The 18,761-nt window shown below is 74.7% G+C and carries 17 protein-coding genes; 9 read left to right on the top strand and 8 right to left on the bottom strand.

Annotated elements, in window-relative coordinates; all coding sequences use genetic code 11:
- A partial coding sequence (locus ACPYOM_RS14150) for a DNA glycosylase AlkZ-like family protein (RefSeq protein WP_481346448.1) occupies window positions 1-563 on the top strand: 563 nt, incomplete at its 5' end.
- Between the two features lie 14 nt (window positions 564-577).
- On the opposite strand, the gene ACPYOM_RS14145 is transcribed toward ACPYOM_RS14150, so the two are convergent.
- The gene (locus ACPYOM_RS14145) at window positions 578-1,000 is read right to left on the bottom strand and encodes a hypothetical protein (RefSeq protein ID WP_481346447.1); all 423 of its coding nucleotides are present in this window, start codon (window positions 998-1,000) and stop codon (window positions 578-580) included.
- 138 nt (window positions 1,001-1,138) lie between these two features.
- On the opposite strand from ACPYOM_RS14145, the gene ACPYOM_RS14140 reads away from it, so the two are divergent.
- Together ACPYOM_RS14140 and ACPYOM_RS14135 are read left to right on the top strand one after the other, a co-directional pair.
- On the top strand, window positions 1,139-2,242 hold the full coding sequence (locus ACPYOM_RS14140) for a semialdehyde dehydrogenase (protein WP_481346446.1): 1,104 nt from the start codon (window positions 1,139-1,141) through the stop codon (window positions 2,240-2,242).
- Entirely contained in the window at window positions 2,239-3,606 is a 1,368-nt protein-coding gene (locus ACPYOM_RS14135) for an NAD(P)/FAD-dependent oxidoreductase (protein ID WP_481346445.1), read from the top strand. The genes ACPYOM_RS14140 and ACPYOM_RS14135 overlap by 4 nt, the downstream gene beginning before the upstream one ends.
- A gap of 218 nt (window positions 3,607-3,824) precedes the next feature.
- Here the strand turns inward: ACPYOM_RS14135 and ACPYOM_RS14130 are convergent, their stop codons facing one another.
- The 4 genes from ACPYOM_RS14130 to ACPYOM_RS14115 form a co-directional block, all read right to left on the bottom strand.
- Window positions 3,825-4,613 carry a GNAT family N-acetyltransferase gene (locus ACPYOM_RS14130; protein ID WP_481343586.1) on the bottom strand — a complete coding sequence of 263 codons (789 nt, stop codon included), beginning with the start codon at window positions 4,611-4,613 and terminating at the stop codon, window positions 3,825-3,827.
- Window positions 4,614-4,683: 70 nt separating this feature from the next.
- Entirely contained in the window at window positions 4,684-6,672 is a 1,989-nt protein-coding gene (locus ACPYOM_RS14125; RefSeq protein WP_481346444.1) for a VWA domain-containing protein, read from the bottom strand.
- A gap of 94 nt (window positions 6,673-6,766) precedes the next feature.
- On the bottom strand, window positions 6,767-7,639 hold the full coding sequence (locus tag ACPYOM_RS14120; protein ID WP_481346443.1) for a hypothetical protein: 873 nt from the start codon (window positions 7,637-7,639) through the stop codon (window positions 6,767-6,769).
- Complete coding sequence (locus ACPYOM_RS14115; RefSeq protein WP_481346442.1) at window positions 7,639-8,463, bottom strand: hypothetical protein; 825 nt, start codon at window positions 8,461-8,463, stop codon at window positions 7,639-7,641. The genes ACPYOM_RS14120 and ACPYOM_RS14115 overlap by 1 nt, the downstream gene beginning before the upstream one ends.
- Window positions 8,464-8,608: 145 nt before the next feature.
- Here ACPYOM_RS14115 and ACPYOM_RS14110 point away from each other — a divergent pair, with 145 nt between their 5' ends.
- Both ACPYOM_RS14110 and ACPYOM_RS14105 read left to right on the top strand, forming a co-directional pair.
- The gene (locus tag ACPYOM_RS14110) at window positions 8,609-9,379 is read left to right on the top strand and encodes a DUF4397 domain-containing protein (protein ID WP_481346441.1); all 771 of its coding nucleotides are present in this window, start codon (window positions 8,609-8,611) and stop codon (window positions 9,377-9,379) included.
- A 227-nt stretch (window positions 9,380-9,606) separates the two neighbouring features.
- Complete coding sequence (locus tag ACPYOM_RS14105; protein ID WP_481346440.1) at window positions 9,607-10,089, top strand: class F sortase; 483 nt, start codon at window positions 9,607-9,609, stop codon at window positions 10,087-10,089.
- Window positions 10,090-10,105: 16 nt separating this feature from the next.
- Here the strand turns inward: ACPYOM_RS14105 and ACPYOM_RS14100 are convergent, their stop codons facing one another.
- A complete protein-coding gene (locus ACPYOM_RS14100; protein WP_481346449.1) occupies window positions 10,106-11,461 on the bottom strand; it encodes a sigma 54-interacting transcriptional regulator in 1,356 nt (451 codons plus the stop codon).
- Between the two features lie 224 nt (window positions 11,462-11,685).
- On the opposite strand from ACPYOM_RS14100, the gene ACPYOM_RS14095 reads away from it, so the two are divergent.
- Both ACPYOM_RS14095 and ACPYOM_RS14090 read left to right on the top strand, forming a co-directional pair.
- Window positions 11,686-12,786: a DUF429 domain-containing protein gene (locus tag ACPYOM_RS14095; RefSeq protein ID WP_481346439.1), complete on the top strand. Its 1,101-nt coding sequence runs from the start codon at window positions 11,686-11,688 to the stop codon at window positions 12,784-12,786.
- Window positions 12,787-12,817: 31 nt separating this feature from the next.
- A complete protein-coding gene (locus tag ACPYOM_RS14090; RefSeq protein ID WP_481346438.1) occupies window positions 12,818-13,285 on the top strand; it encodes a GNAT family N-acetyltransferase in 468 nt (155 codons plus the stop codon).
- Here ACPYOM_RS14090 and ACPYOM_RS14085 read toward each other — a convergent pair.
- A complete protein-coding gene (locus ACPYOM_RS14085; protein WP_481346437.1) occupies window positions 13,240-14,424 on the bottom strand; it encodes an SGNH/GDSL hydrolase family protein in 1,185 nt (394 codons plus the stop codon). The two genes, ACPYOM_RS14090 and ACPYOM_RS14085, sit on opposite strands and share 46 nt — an antisense overlap.
- Window positions 14,425-14,735: 311 nt before the next feature.
- Window positions 14,736-15,668 carry an alpha/beta fold hydrolase gene (locus tag ACPYOM_RS14080; RefSeq protein WP_481346436.1) on the bottom strand — a complete coding sequence of 311 codons (933 nt, stop codon included), beginning with the start codon at window positions 15,666-15,668 and terminating at the stop codon, window positions 14,736-14,738.
- Between the two features lie 119 nt (window positions 15,669-15,787).
- Here ACPYOM_RS14080 and ACPYOM_RS14075 point away from each other — a divergent pair, with 119 nt between their 5' ends.
- Together ACPYOM_RS14075 and ACPYOM_RS14070 are read left to right on the top strand one after the other, a co-directional pair.
- Window positions 15,788-17,098 (top strand): glycoside hydrolase family 76 protein, encoded by a 1,311-nt coding sequence (locus ACPYOM_RS14075; protein ID WP_481346435.1) that lies wholly within the window; start codon window positions 15,788-15,790, stop codon window positions 17,096-17,098.
- 62 nt (window positions 17,099-17,160) lie between these two features.
- Window positions 17,161-18,342, top strand: coding sequence for an alpha/beta hydrolase family protein (locus ACPYOM_RS14070; protein WP_481346434.1), 1,182 nt, complete (start codon window positions 17,161-17,163; stop codon window positions 18,340-18,342).
- Window positions 18,343-18,761: the final 419 nt, after the last annotated feature.

Below are 18,761 nucleotides of genomic sequence, written 5' to 3'. Positions count from 1 at the left end.
GGCTGACGCCCGACGAGGCCACCCGCATCCGCAACGAGCGCCGTCTCGCGGCCCTCGGCATCGCGCGGGCGACCGGACCGGAGCTGCCCGGCGAGCAGGCGTACGTCGGGCAGGCCGGTCTCGAGGTCGCCGTCGCCGGCACGTCCGGGACGTGGCGCGTCCACGAGCCCTACCTCGACGAGCTCTTCGCGTCGTCCGGCTCATCCGGCTCATCCGGGTCGTCCGGTTCGCGGGGCACCTTCCGGGGCCGCGCGGCGCTGCTGTCGCCCTTCGACCAGCTCGTGCACAACCGCACCCGGGCCGAGCAGCTGTGGGGCTTCGAGTACTACCTCGAGATGTACAAGCCCAAGGACCGGCGACGCTGGGGCTACTTCGCGCTGCCGATCCTGCACCACGACCGCCTGGTCGGGAAGCTCGACGCCCAGGCCGACCGCAAGGCCGGGGTCCTCGTCGTCAGCGCCGTCCACGAGGACGCCCCGTTCACCCGGTCCATGGCCACGGACGTCGACCGCGAGATCGCCGACCTCGCCGCCTGGCTCGGCCTCGAGGTCCAGCGCGCCTGACGTGGTCGACGACGTCAGCCGCGGCTGACGCCCTGGAGCTGCTCGACGCGTCCGTGCCCGTTCGAGGTGGCGGGCGGGGCGGGCGGCGGGACCACCCCGTCGACGGCGTCGCCGTTGCGCTCGGCGCGCCGGTCGGCCGCGCGCTTGGCCCCGTTGGTCCGGTACCCGCGGATCGCCCGCTTGGACTGGGCCGACAGCACCGACTGGTCGCTCTGGTGCGACAACGCCGACGTGTTGGACATGTTCGACAGGAACGAGAACGCGCTCATCGAGGACCCGATCGACAGCAGCGAGGCGATCGAGCCGATGCTGCCGACGGACAGGATCGAGCCGACGCTGCCGATCGACAGGATCGACCCGGTCGAGCCGATGGACAGGAACGAGTCGCGAGAGGCGATCGACCACTTCCCGCGGAGGGGTCGGGGAATCGTGGGCATGCTCCCGATCCTAGGCACGCGTACTCGGATTTCGCTGCGTTGCGCCGCGGCGCGTATCAGCGCCCTGGTCCTCGGCCCCTCCTGTTCATCCCCTCGCCACTCCGGCCACCCCGGCCACGCAGGATCAGGAGCACGACCGTGACCTCGCCCGGCACCTTCGCCTTCACCGTCCACCCGCGGACCCGCATCGGCGAGGACCTCGCCCGCGTCTGGGCACCGCTGGGGCGCGTCCCGGAGCGCGCGTACGCCACGGCCCTGCGCCGCCTGCCGCCGCCGCCCCACGCCATGGCCCGGATCCGCATCGGTGACGAGCACGTCGGTCACGTCGTGCTCGTCCCGTTCGGCGCACGGCACCTGCTCGAGGCACCCGGCGAGGGACGCGCCCGCGTCCACCGCGCCGTCGACAAGGCCCGCGACCTCGGCTGCGACGTCGTCGGCCTCGGCGCGCTCACCGCCACGGTGACCGGCGGCGGCGTGTCGCTGCGGGGCCGCACCGACATCGGTGTCACCAACGGCAACGCCTTCACCGCCGCGATCATCGACGACCAGGCACGCCGCCTCCTGCGCGAGGCCGTCGACCCCGCCGCCGACGCGCACGTGGCGGTCGTTGGCGCCACCGGCAGCGTCGGCTCCGCCCTGACGCGGCTGCTGGCACGCGACCGCGCCGTGGCCCGCCTGACGCTCGTCGCCCGGTCGCGTCCCCGCCTCGAGGCCCTCGCCGCCGAGGTGGGACGCCGGGTGCCGACGACTGCAGCCACGACCCTCGGTGCCGTGGGCGACGCCGACCTCGTCGTCCTGCTCACCGCCTCGGCCGACGCGCTGCTCGGGCCCGAGCACCTCAAGCCCGGTGCGGTCGTCCTCGACGGCACCCAGCCGCGCAACACCTCCGCCGACCTCCTCGGCACCCGTCCGGACGTCCTCGTCGTCGACGGCGGTGTCGTGTCGATCCCGTCGCTGCGCCTCGTCGGCGGCGACATCGGCCTGCCGGACGGACGCGCGTACGCGTGCTTCGCCGAGACGGCACTGCTCGCCCTGTCCGGCCACTGTGGCCACTTCTCCATCGGCGCTCCCGACCTCGAGCTCGTCGACCAGACGCGGGCGCTGGCAGCGGACCTGTCGCACCTGGGTTTCCGCGCCGCAGCTCCGACGTCGTTCGGTCGGCCGGTCACCCTCGACCGCAGCGCGGATCGCCGCGGTCCTGAGGCCGGCACCCGACGCGTGGTGCTGGGGGTGGCGTCGTGACCACCGTCGTGCGCGGCGGCCACCGGGCCCGGCAGCGCGTCGTCCTCCTCGGCGGCGGCTACGTCACGCTGCACGCCTACGCCGGCCTCATGCGTCGGGCGGGGCGGGCCGTCCGCCGCGGCGACGTGCAGGTCGTCGTCATCAGCGCCGACGACGCCCACAGCTTCCACGGCTTCACCGGCGAGGTGCTGGCGGGCCTGCTCCCCTACGACCGCATCCGCACCCCGCTGGCCGGCGCGATGCCGCACGCCCACGTCGTCGTCGGCCGGGCCGTCGGCATCGACACCGGGCGCCGCCTCGTCCGGTACGAGCAGGACGGCGAACCGGGCCAGCGCGTCCTCGACTACGACGAGCTCGTCGTGGGTACCGGCGGCCGGGAGCCGGCCACGACGGTCCCCGGGCTCGCCGAGCACGGGTTCACCCTGCGCTCGCCCGGCGACATCGAGGTGCTCGCCGACCGGGTCCGCGCGGCCGCCGACCAGCACGGGCTGCGCCGGCACACCGTCGTCGTCGCCGGCGGCGGCCTGGCCGGGGTGGAGATGGCCGCGGCGGTCGCCGACCTCGGGGGCGCCCGCGTCCGCGTCGAGCTCGTCCACTCGGGGCCGAACCTGTTGCCCGAGCTGCACGAGGCCCAGCCCCGCCTGGCGCGTCGCGCCGCGGACGAGCTGCGGCGCCTCGGCGTCGACGTCCGGCTCGGCCTCCGGCTCGCGGCGGTCACCGCCGACCGGGCCGTCCTGTCCGACGGCACGACGCTGCCGGCGACCACCGTCATCGCGACGATCGGCCAGCGGCCCGTGCGCGTTCCCGGTCTCGACGAGCACCGCGACCCGCGCGGCCGACTCGTCACCCGCCCCGACCTGTCCGTCGTCGAGCACGTCTGGGCGGCCGGCGACGCCGCGTGCGTTGTGCACCCGACGCGGCGCGAGCCGGTACCCGCCAACGCGCTGTGGGCCATCAAGGGCGGCGACCACGTCGGCGCCAACGTCGGCCGGTCCATCCGTGGACGCGAGACGCGGGCGTTCGGCTACCGCGGCCTCGGCCAGGCCGCGTCGTTCGGGATGGGACGCTCGATCAGCGAGCTCTACGGCGTCCCCTTCACCGGATGGGCTGCCTGGGTGCTGCGGGTGACCTTCTTCCTGCGGTTCATGCCGTCGCGCCGCAAGGCCCTGCAGGTGGTCGGTGACCTCGCCCGGGTCGCCCGGCACGGCCGCCCGGTGCCCTCGGCGGCGTCACGAGGCGCGCTGATCCCGTTGGCCGCCGCTCGCGGCGGCGGCCACCTCGGCCACTTGGAGCGCGTCGAGACCTACCCGCCGCGCCCGGCCCGGTCGTCCGCCGCTTCCTACGTCACTGCTCACTCTGACTGAGCACTGACGTACCAGCAGCACCCCCACGCCCCCCGCGGCGACACACCCTCCCACCGCTACGTCACTGCTCACTCTGACTGAGCACTGACGTACCCGCAGGACCCCCACCCCCCGCAGCGACACCCTCCGACCGCTACGTCACTGCTCACTCTGACTGAGCACTGTCGTAGGCGTGGGCGGGACAGCCCCCGAGCCTGCTGACGGGCCGCCCGATCTCGTCAGTCGTCGAGCTCGAGGACGCACGCCGTCCCGAGGTCGACGAAGCCGACGCGCCGGTAGATGTCGGCCGTGGGGTCGGAGCCCGCGGTGAGGAAGACGAGGTCGACGCCGTGCTCGCGACACGTGCTGACGAGCGTGCGGGTGATGGCGCTGCCATGGCCCCGGCCGCGGTGCTTCGGCGGCACGGCGATCCCCATGAGCTCGGCGACGTCCCCCCGCGGCGCGGCCGACCCCGCGCCGCAGAGCCGACCCTCCTCGAACGAGGCGACGACGACGAGCTCGCCGTTCTCGATGAGCTCGGGGCGCTTGCCGGTGTCCTTCGGCTCGACGACGTCACGCTCGCCGAACCCCGCCGACACGGTCCCGATGGCGAGGGCGAGGTGCGGCTCGGCCGGACGCAGCGGGCGGGCCCGCGGGTCCGGTTCGACGACGACGTCGGGGGGCAGGACGAGCAGCGGGTAGCGGCGCGGCTCGTACCCGGCCGCGCGGACCGCGGGCAGCAGCGTCGGCGTCACGTCGTCCACCCACTCGATGGCACGCGGCACGTCCAGGGCCGCCTGCCGCGCGAGGACCCGCTCGACGTCCGACACGGTGAACGCGTCACCGCCGCCGAGGCGCGGCCGCGCGTAGAACTGCCAGCCGGTGCCCTCCTCGGCCAGGAAGAGGGTGAACGGGCCCACCTCCTCGGTCGTGGCCACGGCGCGCGGGACACGGTCGTAGTACGCCTCGATGCGGTGCAGGCGCCGGTCGGCGGGACCGGGTTGGCGGCGCGTGCGCGAGGTCGTCATGCGGCGAGGATGACACCGCCTCCGGGCCGCGGGCCATCCATTTGGCGGTGCCGGTCGGACAGGGCGGGGGTCATCGCCCGCGGCGGCTGCGGAGGTAGTCGGCGACGACGTACTCGCCGAGCCGCGACACGTCCGGGGTGAAGACGCGTCCGCCGGCCCGGCGCGCGACGGCGTCGACGAACCGCGCGAGGCCCGGGTCGTCGCCGAGCATGAAGACGTTGAGCGTGGCGCCCGAGCGTCGCAGCTCGTCGACCTGCGCCACGGTCGCGCGGACCGTCTCGGGCAGGGCCGGCCAGTGGAACGACGGCCGCCCGTCGGCCTCGAGATGGGCCGTCGGCTCGCCGTCGGTGACGACGAGCACGACGGGCTCCGCGTCGGGATGGCGCCGCAGGTGGCGGGAGGCGAGCATGAGCGCGTGCTGGAGGTTGGTGCCCTGCACCCACTCGGGCTCGGCCTCGGTCAGCTCGACGGGCGACAGGCGGCGGGCGGCGAGGTTGAACCCGATGATCTCGAGCGCGTCGTGGCGGAACCGCGTCTGCACGAGGTGCGAGAGGGCGAGCGCCGTCTGCTTCATCGGCCCCCAGCGTCCCTCCTGGAGCATCGAGAAGGACATGTCGACGCAGAGGGCGACGGCCGCGCGGGCGCGTCGCTCGGTCTCGGCCACCTCGAAGTCCTCGACGAGCAGGTCGACGCCACCGGTGCCCGACGCAGACCGGTGGGCTGCAGTGCGGCGCAAGGCGTTCGAGACGGTGCGGACGGTGTCGATCGGCAGCTCGTCGCCGAACTCCCACTGCCGTGAGAGTCCCGTCAGCTCGTCGGCCTGGCCGGCACTGCGGTCGTCGTGGTCACCCCGGCCGGTGGCGTCGACGCGCTCGAAGACGCGGCGCAGCGCCGTCTCGCCCAGACGCCGGACGGCGCGAGGCGTGAGCCGGAGGCCGTCGTCGCCCCTCGAGACGTAGCCCTGGCGCTCGAGCTCGTGCTCGAGCCGGCGCAGCTGGTCCATGTCCCTGGCGGCGTCGGCGCCGAGGTGCTGCTCGAGACGCTCGACGTCGACGTCGTCGAGGCTCGCGCCGTAGTACGACTGGCCGAGCTGCTCGCCGAGCTGCTCGAGGTCGGCCAGCTCCGCGACGGCGTCGACCGCCTGGCCCCAACCCAGCGACTCGGGTCCCTGCCCCGGGCGCACCGGCGTGGAGCGGTCCAGGCCCGGGCGCAGCGCGCGGAGGTTGTCGGACAGCTGCGCCATCTGCGAGGCGAGATCGGGGTCCCCGAGCGCGTCCGACATCAGCTGGGCCAGCTGCTCGCGCTGCTCCGGGCTCAGCGACGCGAGCAGGCGCTCCGCGGCGGCCTGCCGGCGGGCGAGGGCGTCGATCAGCTCGTCGACGTTCTGCGGGTTCTCGGGGAACATCTCGCCGTGCTTGGCCATGAAGTCGCGGAACCGATCGTCGGTGTCCTCGCCCCGGGCGTGCGCCGCGAGCAGCTCGTTGAGGTCCGCGAGCATGTCCTTGACCGCCTGCATCGCTCTGGGGTCGTCGCCGGACAGCGCCCGGCGCAACCCCTCGAACTGCGCGCCGACGACCTCTTGCTGGAGCATGCGTCGGATCTGCTCGTAGGTGGCGCGGGCCTCGTCGGAATGCCACTCGTGGTCGGCGAGCGCCCGCACCGCACCGGCGACGTCGTCGGGGATCGTCGCGAGGTCCATCTCCGCGAGGCGCGCCGCGTCGCCCTCCTCACCGGCGAGGGCGTCGCGCTCCTGGGCGAGCGCCTGGTCGAGCATGGCGCGCACCTGGTCGAGCGTGCCGCCGAGGTCGCCGCGGCGGCGGGCCGCCTCGCGCAGCCGACGGACACGGTCGGCGAGGTCGTCGAGCCCGCGCCGGCCGTCCAGGCCGCGTCGGAGCAGGTCGCGCAGCGACTCCCGGAGGCTGCCGCCGGCGAGGACGTCACGACCGACCTCGTCGAGCGCCGAGCGGACGTCGAACGGCGGCGCCAGCGGGTCGGGGCCACCGGTCCACGGCCCGTAACGGAAGCGGCCGTGCACGTCGCCGGTGTCGCGAGGGCTCATCGCCCCACGCTACGTCCGGCCCCGGAGGCTGTCGACGGCCGTCGCCGCGCCGCAGGTCCCGCCGACCCCCGCGTGGCGGCCTGCGCGTCGCGGCTCACGACGGAGGGCCGAGGCGGAACAGGACGACCGAGCCGAGGACGAGCACCGCGGCTCCTGCGACCTGGCTGCCCATGAGCAGCGACCACGCCTGGATCCCCGGCAGGGAGTCGGACCCGGTACGCAGGCGGTGGAGCAGCACGGCGTCGACGCGTCGTCGCGCGTGGTCGGCGACGATGACCATGACCGCGAACACCACCGTCTTGACGACGAGCACCAGGCCGTAGCCGGTGGAGGGCAGGCCCACCACGTCGGCCCGGCTGCTGCCGACCACGAGGACGACGCTCGACACGACCACGGTCACGACGCACGCCAGCGTCGTCCGCGAGAACGCGCCGACCTCCGCCGACAGCGCGTCGAGGTCGCGCATCGGCAGGCCGGACGCTGCGAGGACGACGACACCGCCGAGCCAGACCGCCGCCGCGACGACATGGGCGAGGAGCGCGACGACGACCAGCCAGGGACGCGGGCCGGGCGCGTCGGCCGGCGCGGCGAGGAACGTCGCCGACAGGACGACGACCGCGAGGCACGCCCAGCCGCGTCGCGGACCGACGATCGGCCCCGCCGCCAGGTCGGGGAACCAGGCGACGAGCGCGGCGAGGGCGGCGAGCCGGACCAGCACGGACGCCCACGTGTCACGCGGGACGTCGCCGAACGGCGTCCCGGTGGTCACGAGGACGACCGGGAGCAGGACGGCGGCGGCGCCCAGCACGTAGACGCCGACGTCGACGAGGAGCAGCTGCCTGCGCAGGTACCGGCCGTCGCGGGCCACAGTGGCCCAGAAGGCGAGCGGCCCTGCGACGAGGACGAACCCGACGAGCGCCGCGGCCTCGTCGAGGAACAGCAGCACCTCCCGAAGCGCGGTGACCATCACGGCCTCGGCAGGTCGAGCTGGAGGACGACGAGCGCACGGTCGACGGGCAGCGGCGCGCGCACCGTCATGGCGCCGCGGACGCCGTCGGAACACACGCGCGCGTCGCCGGTCAGCTCCGGGCAGGTGAGGTTGAGCACGGAGTCGCCCTGGGTGGACACGACGACCGGCGCGTCGGCCGAGGACACGAGCGGTGCGACGGCTGCGAGGGAGCGGCCGGCAACGGACGGGACGCTGCGCACCGTGCTGCCGCTGAGGACGTACCGCAGCTCGAGGACCAGCGAGGGTCGCCCGACCACGACGACCTGCCGTGTCGACACCGTGCCGGAGTCGACCGCTACCGGCTGGCCGTCGACGGTCAGCTGCACCTGCAGGGCCACCGGACGGAGGGTGCGGAAGTCGCGGCCCGCCGCCCCGACGTCGGGCGGCCGGAGGGTCAGCCGCGTCAGCTCGGTGGCGAGCACGACCCGTTCGGAGACCTCGAGCGCCCCGTCCGGTGTCGGTGTGACCCGCAGGTGCACGCCGGGCTTGTTGATGCCGGGCCCGCTCGGCGCCCGGGACGTCGGCGTCGCGTGCGGCGGCGTCCTCTTCGGCGCGGGTGTCGGCTTCGAGGGCCTCGGGGGCGTCGGTGACGGCCTCGTGCCGCCCTCGCCGGTCGCCCGCGGCGCGGCAGGCTCCGGACTGCCGGACCGCGTAGTGGAGCCCACCTCCGGCGCATGGGCCCAGACCCACCCGGCCCCGGCCAGCAGGGCCAGGGGCAGGGCGACGCCGGCCCCGTACCGCCGCAGGACGACGGAGCCCCGCTTGGTGCGTGCGTCCCCCATGGGCCGCATCCCTTCCCCGGCCAGATCCCTCCCCCCGAGAGACCTCCGGTCCCATGAGTCTGACCTATAGTCGATGTCACGGGACCTGTCGGACGGGGGAAACTTTCCGAAGGCTCCGGGACTCTCACCTGGGGAGGTGGAGCGCATGGACGTTCGTCGACGCGCGGTCGTGGGGGCCGCGGCACTCATGACGACGGCAGTACTCGGCGCGTGGGCCGGGGCGTCGCAGGCTGCGGAGCCGCAGGCGCGAATCTACGTGGTCCAGGGGTTGCCCGGACGCACGGTCGACGTCGCCGTCGACGGCCGGACCGAGGCCACCGGCATGGCCGGGGCCACGCTGTCGAAGGCCATCGACGTCAGCCCCGGCAAGCACACGATCTCGTTCTCCGACAAGGGAACCCGCATCCTCGCCCGGATGGTCGACCTCCGACGGGGGTCGAGCACGGACGTCGTGCTGCACCTGCCCGTCAACCCGGCAGGGGCCCCGACGGTGACGCTCTACGACAACGCGACCAAGCCCGTGCCGGCCGGCAAGGCGGCGGTCGCCGTGGCGCACACCGCTGCCGTGCCCCCGGCCGACATCCGCGTGAACGGCAAGGTGCTGTTCGCCAACATCGCCAACGGCGAGTCACTCGACCTCGTCGTGCCCGCAGGGACGTACCGGGTCGACATCGTCCCGGCCGGAGCCACCTCGCCGGTCGTCCTCGGGCCCCTCGACCTCGCCGTCAAGGCCGGGTCGCTCAACCGCGTCTTCGCCGTCGGGGACCCGTCGAGCAAGACGATGCGCGTCGTCGTGCAGGTGCTTCCCGTCGGGAGCACCGGCTCGGGCGCCCCGGGGCGGGTCGACACCGGCGCCGGGGGACAGACGGACGCCGGCTCCGCGCTGTCGTTCGGGCCGCTCTCGCTGCACCGGTGACGCCCGGAGGGCTCCGCACGCGCCGTCCGGGGCGACGCGTGGTGGTACCGGTCGTGGTCATGAGCATGGCCGTGCTCCTGAGCCTGGGCGTGGCGGGCTGCGGTTCGCCGGTCACGGCGGCGGGCACGTCGGCGGGGAGGTCGGCAGGCACGGCACCGCAGGCGGCGGGCACGGAAACCGCGACCCCGGCAACAGCAGCGACGGCGAGCGCACCACCGTCTGCTCGCGTGGCCCGCACCGCGGCGAGCGAACGCGTGCGGTTCCGGCCCGAGCGCGTCGTCCTGCCCGGTGGGGAGGACGCACCGGTCGACCCGGCCACCACCGTCGACGGCGTGCTGGCCGTCCCGACCGACATCCGGCGCGTCGGCTGGTGGGACGGCAGCGCGTGGGCCGGTGACCCCTTCGGCACCGTCGTCGTCGCCGGCCACCTCGACGCGCCGGGCCAGGGCCTCGGGTTCTTCGAGCGGCTGGCCCGCCTCCGTCCCGGCGACCCCGTCGTGCTCGAGGGCGCGGGGCACCGGGCCGGCTACCGCGTCACGTCGGTGCGGGCCGTCCCCAAGGCCGCCATCGACGCGTCGAGCGCGGTCTTCGACCAACGGGGCGAGCACCGACTCGTGCTCATGACGTGCGCGGGCCACTTCGACCGGGCGACGCGCAGCTACGACGAGAACCTCGTCGTGACCGCAGTGCCCTCCGGCGCGGCCCGCTGAGCCCGGGGCCGTCGGCTCAGGCCCCGTAGACGGTGCGGCCCGCGACGGTGTCCTTGTCGATGCGACGCGTCAGGTGCAGGCCCTCGAGCACGAACTCCACTGCGGCAGCGACCTGCCCGGGTGACGCGTCGTCGCCGTGGCCGAGCCGGTCGAGGACCTTGCTCAGGCCCGGCACCGTGCCGACCTGGGCCAGCAGTTCGGTACCGGGGATGAGGTCGCCGGTCTCGACGACGGCCCCGTCGGCGAAGAGGTTGGTGAACCCGGTGAGGTCGAGGCCGGCGAGGCGCGCCCGGTACGTCTCGGCCGTCGCAAGCCGCAGCAGGTGCGCGAGGACGTCGCGCTCGCGCCCCTCCTCACCCATCTCGAACTCGACCTTGCCGAGCAGGGTGGGCACGACGGTCGGCACGTCGCAGATGCGCGCGACGGCGTAGGCCTCGCCGACGCGGGCCGACCGACGCAGGGCCGAACCCGCCACCCCCTCGGCGGCCGCGATCGCGAACCGCGCGGAAACCCCCGACCGCTGGTCGACCGACGCCGACTCGCGCAGCCCTCGGGTGAACCGGGCGATGACCTCCAGCAGGTGCTCGGGCACGTCGGCGACCAGGTGCGCCTCCTGTGCGACAAGCTCCACCTCGTCCGCCACCTCGAGCGGGTAGTGGGTGCGGATCTCGGCGCCGAAGCGGTCCTTCAGCGGAGTGATGATCCGGCCGCGGTTCGTGTAGTCCTCCGGGTTGGCCGTGGCGACGAGCAGGACGTCGAGGGGCAGTCGCAGCGAGTACCCGCGGATCTGGATGTCGCGCTCCTCGAGCACGTTGAACAGGGCGACCTGGATGCGCTCGGCGAGGTCGGGCAGCTCGTTGAGGCCGAAGATGCCGCGGTTGCTGCGCGGGACGAGGCCGTAGTGGACGGTCTCGGGGTCGCCGAGCGTGCGGCCCTGGGCGACCTTGACCGGGTCGACGTCGCCGACGAGGTCACCGACGCTCGTGTCGGGGGTCGCGAGCTTCTCGGTGTAGCGCTCGCTGCGGTGTCGCCACACGACGGGCAGGTCGTCGCCGAGCTCGCCGGCGAGGCGTCGGCAGCGCACGCACGACGGCTGGTGCGGGTCGTCGCCGATCTCGCACCCCTCGACGACCGGGCTCCACTCGTCGAGCAGCCCGGCGAGGGTGCGCATGAGCCGCGTCTTGCCCTGGCCGCGCTCGCCGAGCAGGACGAGGTCGTGGCCGGCGAGCAGGGCGCTCTCGAGCTCGGGCAGCACGGTGTCCTCGAGCCCGACCATGCCCGGGAACGCGTCCTCGCCCGCTCGGAGGCGGGCGAGGAGGTTGTCGCGGATCTCGGCCTTGACGCTGCGATGGACGTGCCCGGACGCGCGCAGGGCGCCGAGCGTCGCGGGCCGGGAGCCGGTGGGGTTCGAGCCGGTGCCGTCGCTGGTGCCGCTGGTGCCGCTGGTGTCGCTGACGAAGTCGCTCACCACCTCACGCTACGTCCGCCCCGGCGACGTGTCGAAGGGTCGTCCCGGCGGGTGGGCGTCGGACCGACTCGCGGCATGGGGTCCGCCACCGCCCGATGGCCGGGCTCGGCGGGTGGTTGGCTGGGCCCATGGACACCGACGCGTGGCGCGAGCGCATCCGGGCCTTCGCCGACGAGCGCGACTGGGGCCGCTTCCACGACCCGAAGAACCTCGCCATGGCGTTGTCCGTCGAGGTGGCCGAGCTCGTCGAGGTCTTCCAGTGGATGACCCCCGAGGAGTCACGAGCCGTCATGGCCGGCGACCGCGCGGGTGACGTCGCCGACGAGGTCGCCGACGTCCTGACCTACCTGCTGCGCCTCGCCGACGTGCTCGACCTCGACCTCGACGCCGCCCTCGCCTCGAAGGCGCGGCGCAACGCCGAGCGGTACCCGGTCGAGACCTCACGCGGGTCGAGCGCGAAGGCTCCGCCGCTCGGTCGGGCGGAACAGGTGGTGCCGGCGGCGACGGCCGGGCCGCCGGTGCCGCCACCCGTCGAGGTGACCGCACCGGTGCTCGGGGTCGACGCGTGCCGGGCCGGGTGGGTGGGAGCGGTGCTCGAGCCGGACGCCCCACGGCCGCGGGTCGTCGTGGCGCCGACCATCTCGGGGCTCGTCGAGCTCGTGCGTGAGTCGCTCGGCCTGGCCGTCGTCGGCATCGACATCCCGATCGGGCTGCCCGACTCCAGCCTTCGCCAAGCGGACGCGTTGGCCCGCAAGGCGATTCGCGGCAAGGCCGCCTCGGTCTTTTCGACGCTGACCCGAGCCGCCTACGCCGCGTCGACGCGCGAGGAGGCCGATGCCGTCAACCGGCGCCTGGTCGGCCAGGGCGTCGGCGCCCAGGCGTTCGGGCTGCGCGAGAAGATCCTCGAGGTCGACGCGTGGCTGCGCACCCGACCGACGGTCCGCGTCCTCGAGGTGCATCCCGAGGTCTCGTTCGCGACGATGGCGGGCCGACCCATCGTGCCGGGCAAGAAGACGGACGACGGACGCGACCTGCGCCTGGCCGCCCTCGCCGCCGCCGGCATCGCCCGTCCGTCGGTGCTCGGCGGCTCGGGCTATGCCGCCGACGACGTCATCGACGCGTGCGCCGTCGCCTGGACGGCCGCGCGGTACGCCGCGGGCCTGGCCACCTCGCTGCCCGACCCGCCCGAGGTCTTCGCCGACGGCCTCCCCGCCGCCATCTGGTGCTGAGCAGGCGGGACGGCCGCGCCAGAATGGGGCCATGACCGGGTTCCGCATCGAGCGTGACGACCTGACCGACCCCGCCGTCGTGGCGCTCCTCGACGGTCACGTCGCCGAGCTGCGCCGCATCTCGCCGCCCGAGAGCTCGCACGCGCTCGACCTGGACGGCCTGCGGGCCCCGGGCGTGACGTTCTGGGTGGCCCGCGACACCGATCACGGCGTGCTCGGCTGCGGTGCGCTCAAGGTGCTCGACGCGTCGCACGGCGAGGTCAAGTCGATGCGCACCGCCCCCCGGGCCCAGCGCCGCGGCGTCGCCCGGGCCCTGCTCGCCGAGGTGCTCGACGAGGCCAGACGGTCGGGGCTGACGCGTCTCAGCCTCGAGACCGGCTCCGCCGGTTTCTTCGCCCCGGCCCGGGCCCTGTACGCGGCGCACGGCTTCGTCGAGTGCGGCCCCTTCGCGGGCTACCGCCTCGACCCGCACAGCACCTTCATGACCCGCGAGCTGTGACGCGTCCCCGCGTCAGGCGCCGGCCGACGCCTGGGTCGGCCGGCCCTCACGGCAGCGGCCAGCGCCGACGCTGTGGCGTCCCAGCCCGGCTGCGTCGGGTGCACGAACTCGGCGACGTCGCGACCCGGTGACCCGACGGGCACCAGCCACGCCGAGGACTGGTCGCCGAGGACCCGCGGGTCGAGCCCGTGGACGCGGCCGCCCCACGCCTGCTTGACGGTGTCGACGAAGTGGTAGCGGTCGGCGCCCGGCTCGGCGTCGAGCTCGGCGACCGCCTGCGCCTGGAGGGCGTCGCCGAGGCGCTGGAGGTCGTTGAGGGCGGCCCCGGCGTCGTAGGTGGGTGCCACCTCGGGAATGCCGTAGCTCTCGCGGTCGATGAGAAGGGGGTAGCTGAGCAGGTACACCTCGGCGTGACCCCCCGATCGGGCCTCGACCGCGCGTAGTGCCTCCGTGGTGCGCTCCACCATGGTCGGGGCCTTGGCGCGGGCGGCGTCGAGGTCGGCCTTGCACCGCGTCGGCTCGCGGGCCACGAGGCAGTCGGCGACGATCGCCGAGAAGCCGATGTCGTTGCCGCCGATGGTGAGGAAGACCTCGTCGGTGTCCGGCGTGACGGCGTCGATCTGCGGCCGTGCGTAGAGCTGGCACTGCACGGTGCCGGTGTAGAGGCTGCCGACCCCGACACCCGCGAGGAACGTGTAGCGGTAGTCGAAGTCGGGCTGGGCCGGGACGCCGCACAGGCGCGCCACCCGGGCCCGGCGCAGCCACTCGGCCTGCTGGTCGGGGTAGGCCGCCGGGTCGATCGGGTAGGTGGCGGTCTTCGTCGAGGGGTCGCCGAGGTCGCGTGGCTCGAGGATGTCGGCGACGACCCCGCCGCTGCAGGCGACGTTCGTGTAGCTCGCGCCGATCGCCGCAGCGACCTGGGCCCCGTAGTTGTCGGGCGAGCGGTAGCACGTGCGTTCCTCGTACGTTCCGGTCCCGTTGCCGGCCGAGTAGGAGTCCCCGAGCTGGACGACCTGCCGCGACGGCGTGGCGGAGGCCTCCGTCACGCCGGCCGCGGTCGTCAGGCCGGTGGCGGCGAGCGCGAGCGCCACTGCGGCGACCCGTGCGGGCCGGGACAGGCGGCGGGCGGAGCGGTGCACGTGGGACTCCTTCGTCCGGTGACGGTCTCGGGTTCCCAACGACGTCGAGGGGCCGAAGGTCACGCGCTCCCGGTCCGAGGCGCCGTCACCGGGATGTCACGTCGAGCTCACGACGGCGTGACCTCCTGGGGTGATGATGAGGGGGTCGGCTCCCTCGGGTGGCCGCGATGGGGCCGCCGGGACGGGTCGGCGCGGCACCCACCGCGAAGGAGGAGCGATGAACCGCATCAGGGCGATCATCCGGTGGCTCGACGACTACACCCTCTGGGCCTTCAACCCCGACGTCCCGGGCTCACGGCTGTTCCGGTGACTCAGCCGGCGCGGGCGTGCTCCACGAGCCAGTCGAGGGCGTCCTCGGCGCGCGCCAGCACCGAGATGTGCCCCGCGCCGGGCTCCACCCACAGCTCGGCGCCCGGCACCCGACCGGCGAGCCATCGCCCGTGCGAGGCCGGCACCATGCGGTCGGCCTCGCCGTGCACGACGAGCGTGGGTGCCGTGACCTCGGCAGGGTCGAAACCCCAGTCGCGCACGTAGGCGAGGTCGTCGTCCACGACCGGCGCGGGTCCGGCCGCGACCGCCGGACCGACGACCGACCCGAACCAGCCCCACGGCCCGGCGAACATCGCCTCGTCGGCGGGGAGGAAGCCGAGGTCCTCGGCCGACGGCTCGGGACCCCCGGCCCCGGCCGCCTCGTGACGCTCCTTCGCCGCCCTGCCGGCCACCGCGGCCCGCAGCGACGCCTCGCCACCCGGCGCCATCCCGGCGAACCAGTCGAGCCCGCCGGCTGTCGCAGGCCCGTACGGCGCCACCGGCGAGATGGCGACCGCGGACCGGACCCGGGTGGGGAGCAGAGCCGCCGCTGCGAGGACGTGCGACCCACCGCCGGAGTGGCCCATCGCCGAGAACGTGCCGACGCCGAGGTGGTCGAGGACGCGTCGCACGTCGTCGGCGGCAGATCCGACGGAGCGGTCCGGTCGCGGCGTCGACCCGCCGTAGCCGGGCCGGTCGTAGCCGACCCACCGGACGCCGTGGCGTCGCCCGGCCGGGAACAGGGGCACGGGCGGTGGTCCGATGTTCGGGGTGCCGTGGAACCACACGACGACGGGCGGGTCCGCCACCCCGTCCGGCGCGCCCGTGTCGTAGACGTGCAGGACCGAGCCGTCGGGCGCCTCGACGTCGAGCTCGCGGACGACCGGTGGTTCAGGGACGGAGGGGTCCGACCCGTGGGTCACCCGATCGGTCACTGGACCTCGCCCTTCCTCGGAGGTGTTCCACCCGGCGCGCGAGCACGTCGCCGCCGTGGTGAGCCTTGCACACGGGTACATACCATGGTCCGCTCGCACACTGCCGGTACCGTCGCTGCGTGGCCGACGCCTCCGCATCCGAGACCTCCCCACCCGGCGCGTCCCCTCCGGACGCGTCCGCACCCGGCATGTCCGGCCGCCTGTCCTGCGCGGGCGCGCGGCCCGCGAGGGAGACCGACGCCGTGGTCGCGGGGGCTCGCGCGGACGAGGCACAGCGGTCGGTGCAGCTGCTCTTCAGCAGGCCGCTCGCCGGGCTGCCGGCAACGACGCTGGCCCGCGTGCGCGCTCCCGCCGGGCGGGGCGACGGCTCGCTCGGCGGCCTGCGCGGCCCCTGGCACTACTGGTGGCAGGCTCACCACCTCGACGCCGTCGTCGACGCGGGACTGCGCCGCCTGCGTGCGGGCGACCTCGCCGGTGCGGCCGCCGCGGCGGCCCGGGGCGACCGGGCCCTCGCCACGGTCCGGCTTCGCAACGGCGGCCGCTGGACCAACGAGTTCTACGACGACATGGCCTGGCTCGCCCTGGCAGCCGGACGCCTGGGCCGGCTGCACCGGTTCGTCGAACGACGACGCGGCCACCGCCGGCTCCGGTCGGTGCGGCGCGCGCTGACGGCCGAGCTGCGCTCGGCGCTGACCGACGACGTCGGTGGCGGCCTGTTCTGGAGCACCGACCGCGACCTCAAGAACGTCCCCGCGAGCGGGCCCGCGGCCCTCCACCTGGCCCGGCTCGGCGACCTCGACTCCGCGCGCCGCATCCTCGACTGGGCCTACGAGCGGCTCTGGGCCCCCGACTCCGGGCTCTTCGCCGACGGCATCCGCCTGCGCGAGGGCGCAGAGGTGCTCGTGCCCGACGTGTGGAGCTACAACCAGGGCACCGTCCTCGGCGCGCTCGTCACGGTCGGCGACCCCGAGAGCCTCGCCCGCGCAGCCGCGCTCGTCGGGGCGATAGACGCCGGGCTCACGGCATCCCGGGCCCTCGACGCGCCCGACACCTCCGCCCGCCCGGACGTCCAGGACGTGCAGGACGCGCCGGACGTGCCGGATGTCGCCCGCGTCCTGCGGACCCATGGGGCGGGGGACGGCGGCCTGTTCACCGGCATCCTCGCCCGCTACCTCGCGCTCGCGGCGGACACCGACCAGCTCGATGCGTCGGCCCGGGCGACCGCCTCTCGGCTCGTCCACGACACGGCGGACGCCTTCTGGGCCGGGCGCGACGCCGGCCGACGGGTCGGGCGACGTGGCCCTGCGACGGTGTTCTCGCTCGACCCGCTCCGACCGGCCTCGACCACCCTTCCCCCTCCCCAGGGTCTCGAGCTGTCCCCACAGCTGCAGGCCTGGACCGTGCTCGAGGCGGCCGCCCGGCTGGCCTGAGGCCCGCCGGCAGCACCGAGGGGGCGGGTGCGCACCGGGCTCGGGCGGGCCAGACTCGGGGGATGGGAGGACCTCGACGCGTCACCACACCCTGGACCGGTGGGCCGACCCGGTTCGACGGGGTCCGGCACGTCGGCGCCTCGGCCACCCTGGCTGCCGTCCTCGCGGCATCCGCGTGCACCGGCGCCTCACCGGACACCACGACGCCGTCGACGCGCGGTGCGACGTCGGGCACGACACAGGGCACGACACGGGGCACAACAGAGGGCACGACGTCGAGCACGACCTCGGGCCCGACGTCGAGCGCCGGGTCCGCGCCACCGGCGACGCGTCCGGCTCCGCCGGCACCCGGCCCGGGAGCGCGCCCGGCCACGGCCGACCCGGCCTCCGTGCCGGCCCAGATCGCGGCCCGGTACGAGGGCGGCAACCTCCGCCTCGGCCGCGAGCGCGGCAGCACCGAGGCCTACCGACAGTTCTACGCGACCTACGAGAGCAACGGGTTGACGATCTCCGGGCGCATCAACATCCCGCGCGGGAAGGGTCCGTTCCCGGCGGTCGTCCTCGCGCACGGCTACGTCGACCCGGCCGAGTACACCAACGGCGAGACGATGCTGCGCGAGCGCGACTACCTGGCCCGGCACGGATACGTGACGCTGCACATCGACTACCGCAACCACGCCCAGTCCGACACGGACCCCGACAACGACGCGAACCTGCGCGCCGGCTACACCGCCGACGCCATCAACGCCGCGCTGGCGCTGAAGAAGGCGCAGGTCGTCGACTCGCACCGCATCGCCCTCGTCGGTCGGTCGATGGGTGGCGGAGTCGTCTACTCGGCGCTCGTCGTGCGGCCGGGGCTCTTCCGAGCGGCCGTGGCCTACTCACCGGTGAGCTCGGACACCGTCGACAACTTCGACCGGTGGGTACGCCGAGACCCCGGCCGGACGGGCGTGGCCCGCAAGGTCATCGCCCGGCTCGGCACCCCCGAGGCGCAGCCGGCACGGTGGGCCACGACGAGCCCACGGACGTACTTCGCGCGGATCACCGACCCGGTGCTCATCCACCACGGGACGGCGGACGAGGACTGCCCGATCACCTGGTCGGCCGAGACCGTCCGGGCGCTCCGGGCGGCGGGCAAGGACGTGACGTACGACGTCTACCCGGGCCAGCGACACACCTTCACGACGCAGTGGCCGCTGTCGATCCGGCGCACGACGGCCTTCCTCGACGCCCGGCTGGGCTGACGCCGGGGCCTCGGGCCGGCGCCCCGCTTCGTGTCCGGCTGCGGACATGAGTACGGGGTGGGTCCGCATCCCCCTGCGGAACCCACCCCGTTCACATCCCCCTCCCCCAACGGAGCCGGAACGATGTCCCCCCTTGGCGCCGATCCCACCCCTGGTCGGCTCCCCGGTTCGTTCCCTCCCCGATGACCCATACTTTTCCGGACGAACTGCAAGTCGCGCCGGGCCTTGCCCTCAGAATTTCTGCAAGAGTCCTGCAAGATCGGACAAACCTGACGAACGGGCGCGGTGGTCCGGCGAGATCGCCTCAGCGACAAGGAGATTCGCTGGGGCCGGTGATGTGTACGTGACTGTTGTTACCGGTGGGACCTCGCGAGAGCGCCCATGGGGTCCCACGCCGGCAGGACGACCGGCTCGGCGTC

Source organism: Monashia sp. HAY1-2A (assembly GCF_056755315.1).
Note: the sequence above shows the minus strand (reverse complement) of the source record. Positions and strands in the feature narration are given on the sequence as shown.

Excerpts from the sequence above, each read along its gene's own strand:
- ACPYOM_RS14120 (WP_481346443.1), bottom strand. The coding sequence starts at position 7,639 with ATGGTCACCGCGCTTCGGGAGGTGCTGCTGTTCCTCGACGAGGCCGCG.
- ACPYOM_RS14110 (WP_481346441.1), top strand. The coding sequence starts at position 8,609 with ATGGACGTTCGTCGACGCGCGGTCGTGGGGGCCGCGGCACTCATGACG.
- ACPYOM_RS14095 (WP_481346439.1), top strand. The coding sequence starts at position 11,686 with ATGGACACCGACGCGTGGCGCGAGCGCATCCGGGCCTTCGCCGACGAG.
- ACPYOM_RS14130 (WP_481343586.1), bottom strand. The coding sequence starts at position 4,613 with ATGACGACCTCGCGCACGCGCCGCCAACCCGGTCCCGCCGACCGGCGC.
- ACPYOM_RS14125 (WP_481346444.1), bottom strand. The coding sequence starts at position 6,672 with ATGAGCCCTCGCGACACCGGCGACGTGCACGGCCGCTTCCGTTACGGG.
- ACPYOM_RS14145 (WP_481346447.1), bottom strand. The coding sequence starts at position 1,000 with ATGCCCACGATTCCCCGACCCCTCCGCGGGAAGTGGTCGATCGCCTCT.
- ACPYOM_RS14070 (WP_481346434.1), top strand. The coding sequence starts at position 17,161 with ATGGGAGGACCTCGACGCGTCACCACACCCTGGACCGGTGGGCCGACC.
- ACPYOM_RS14090 (WP_481346438.1), top strand. The coding sequence starts at position 12,818 with ATGACCGGGTTCCGCATCGAGCGTGACGACCTGACCGACCCCGCCGTC.
- ACPYOM_RS14115 (WP_481346442.1), bottom strand. The coding sequence starts at position 8,463 with ATGGGGGACGCACGCACCAAGCGGGGCTCCGTCGTCCTGCGGCGGTAC.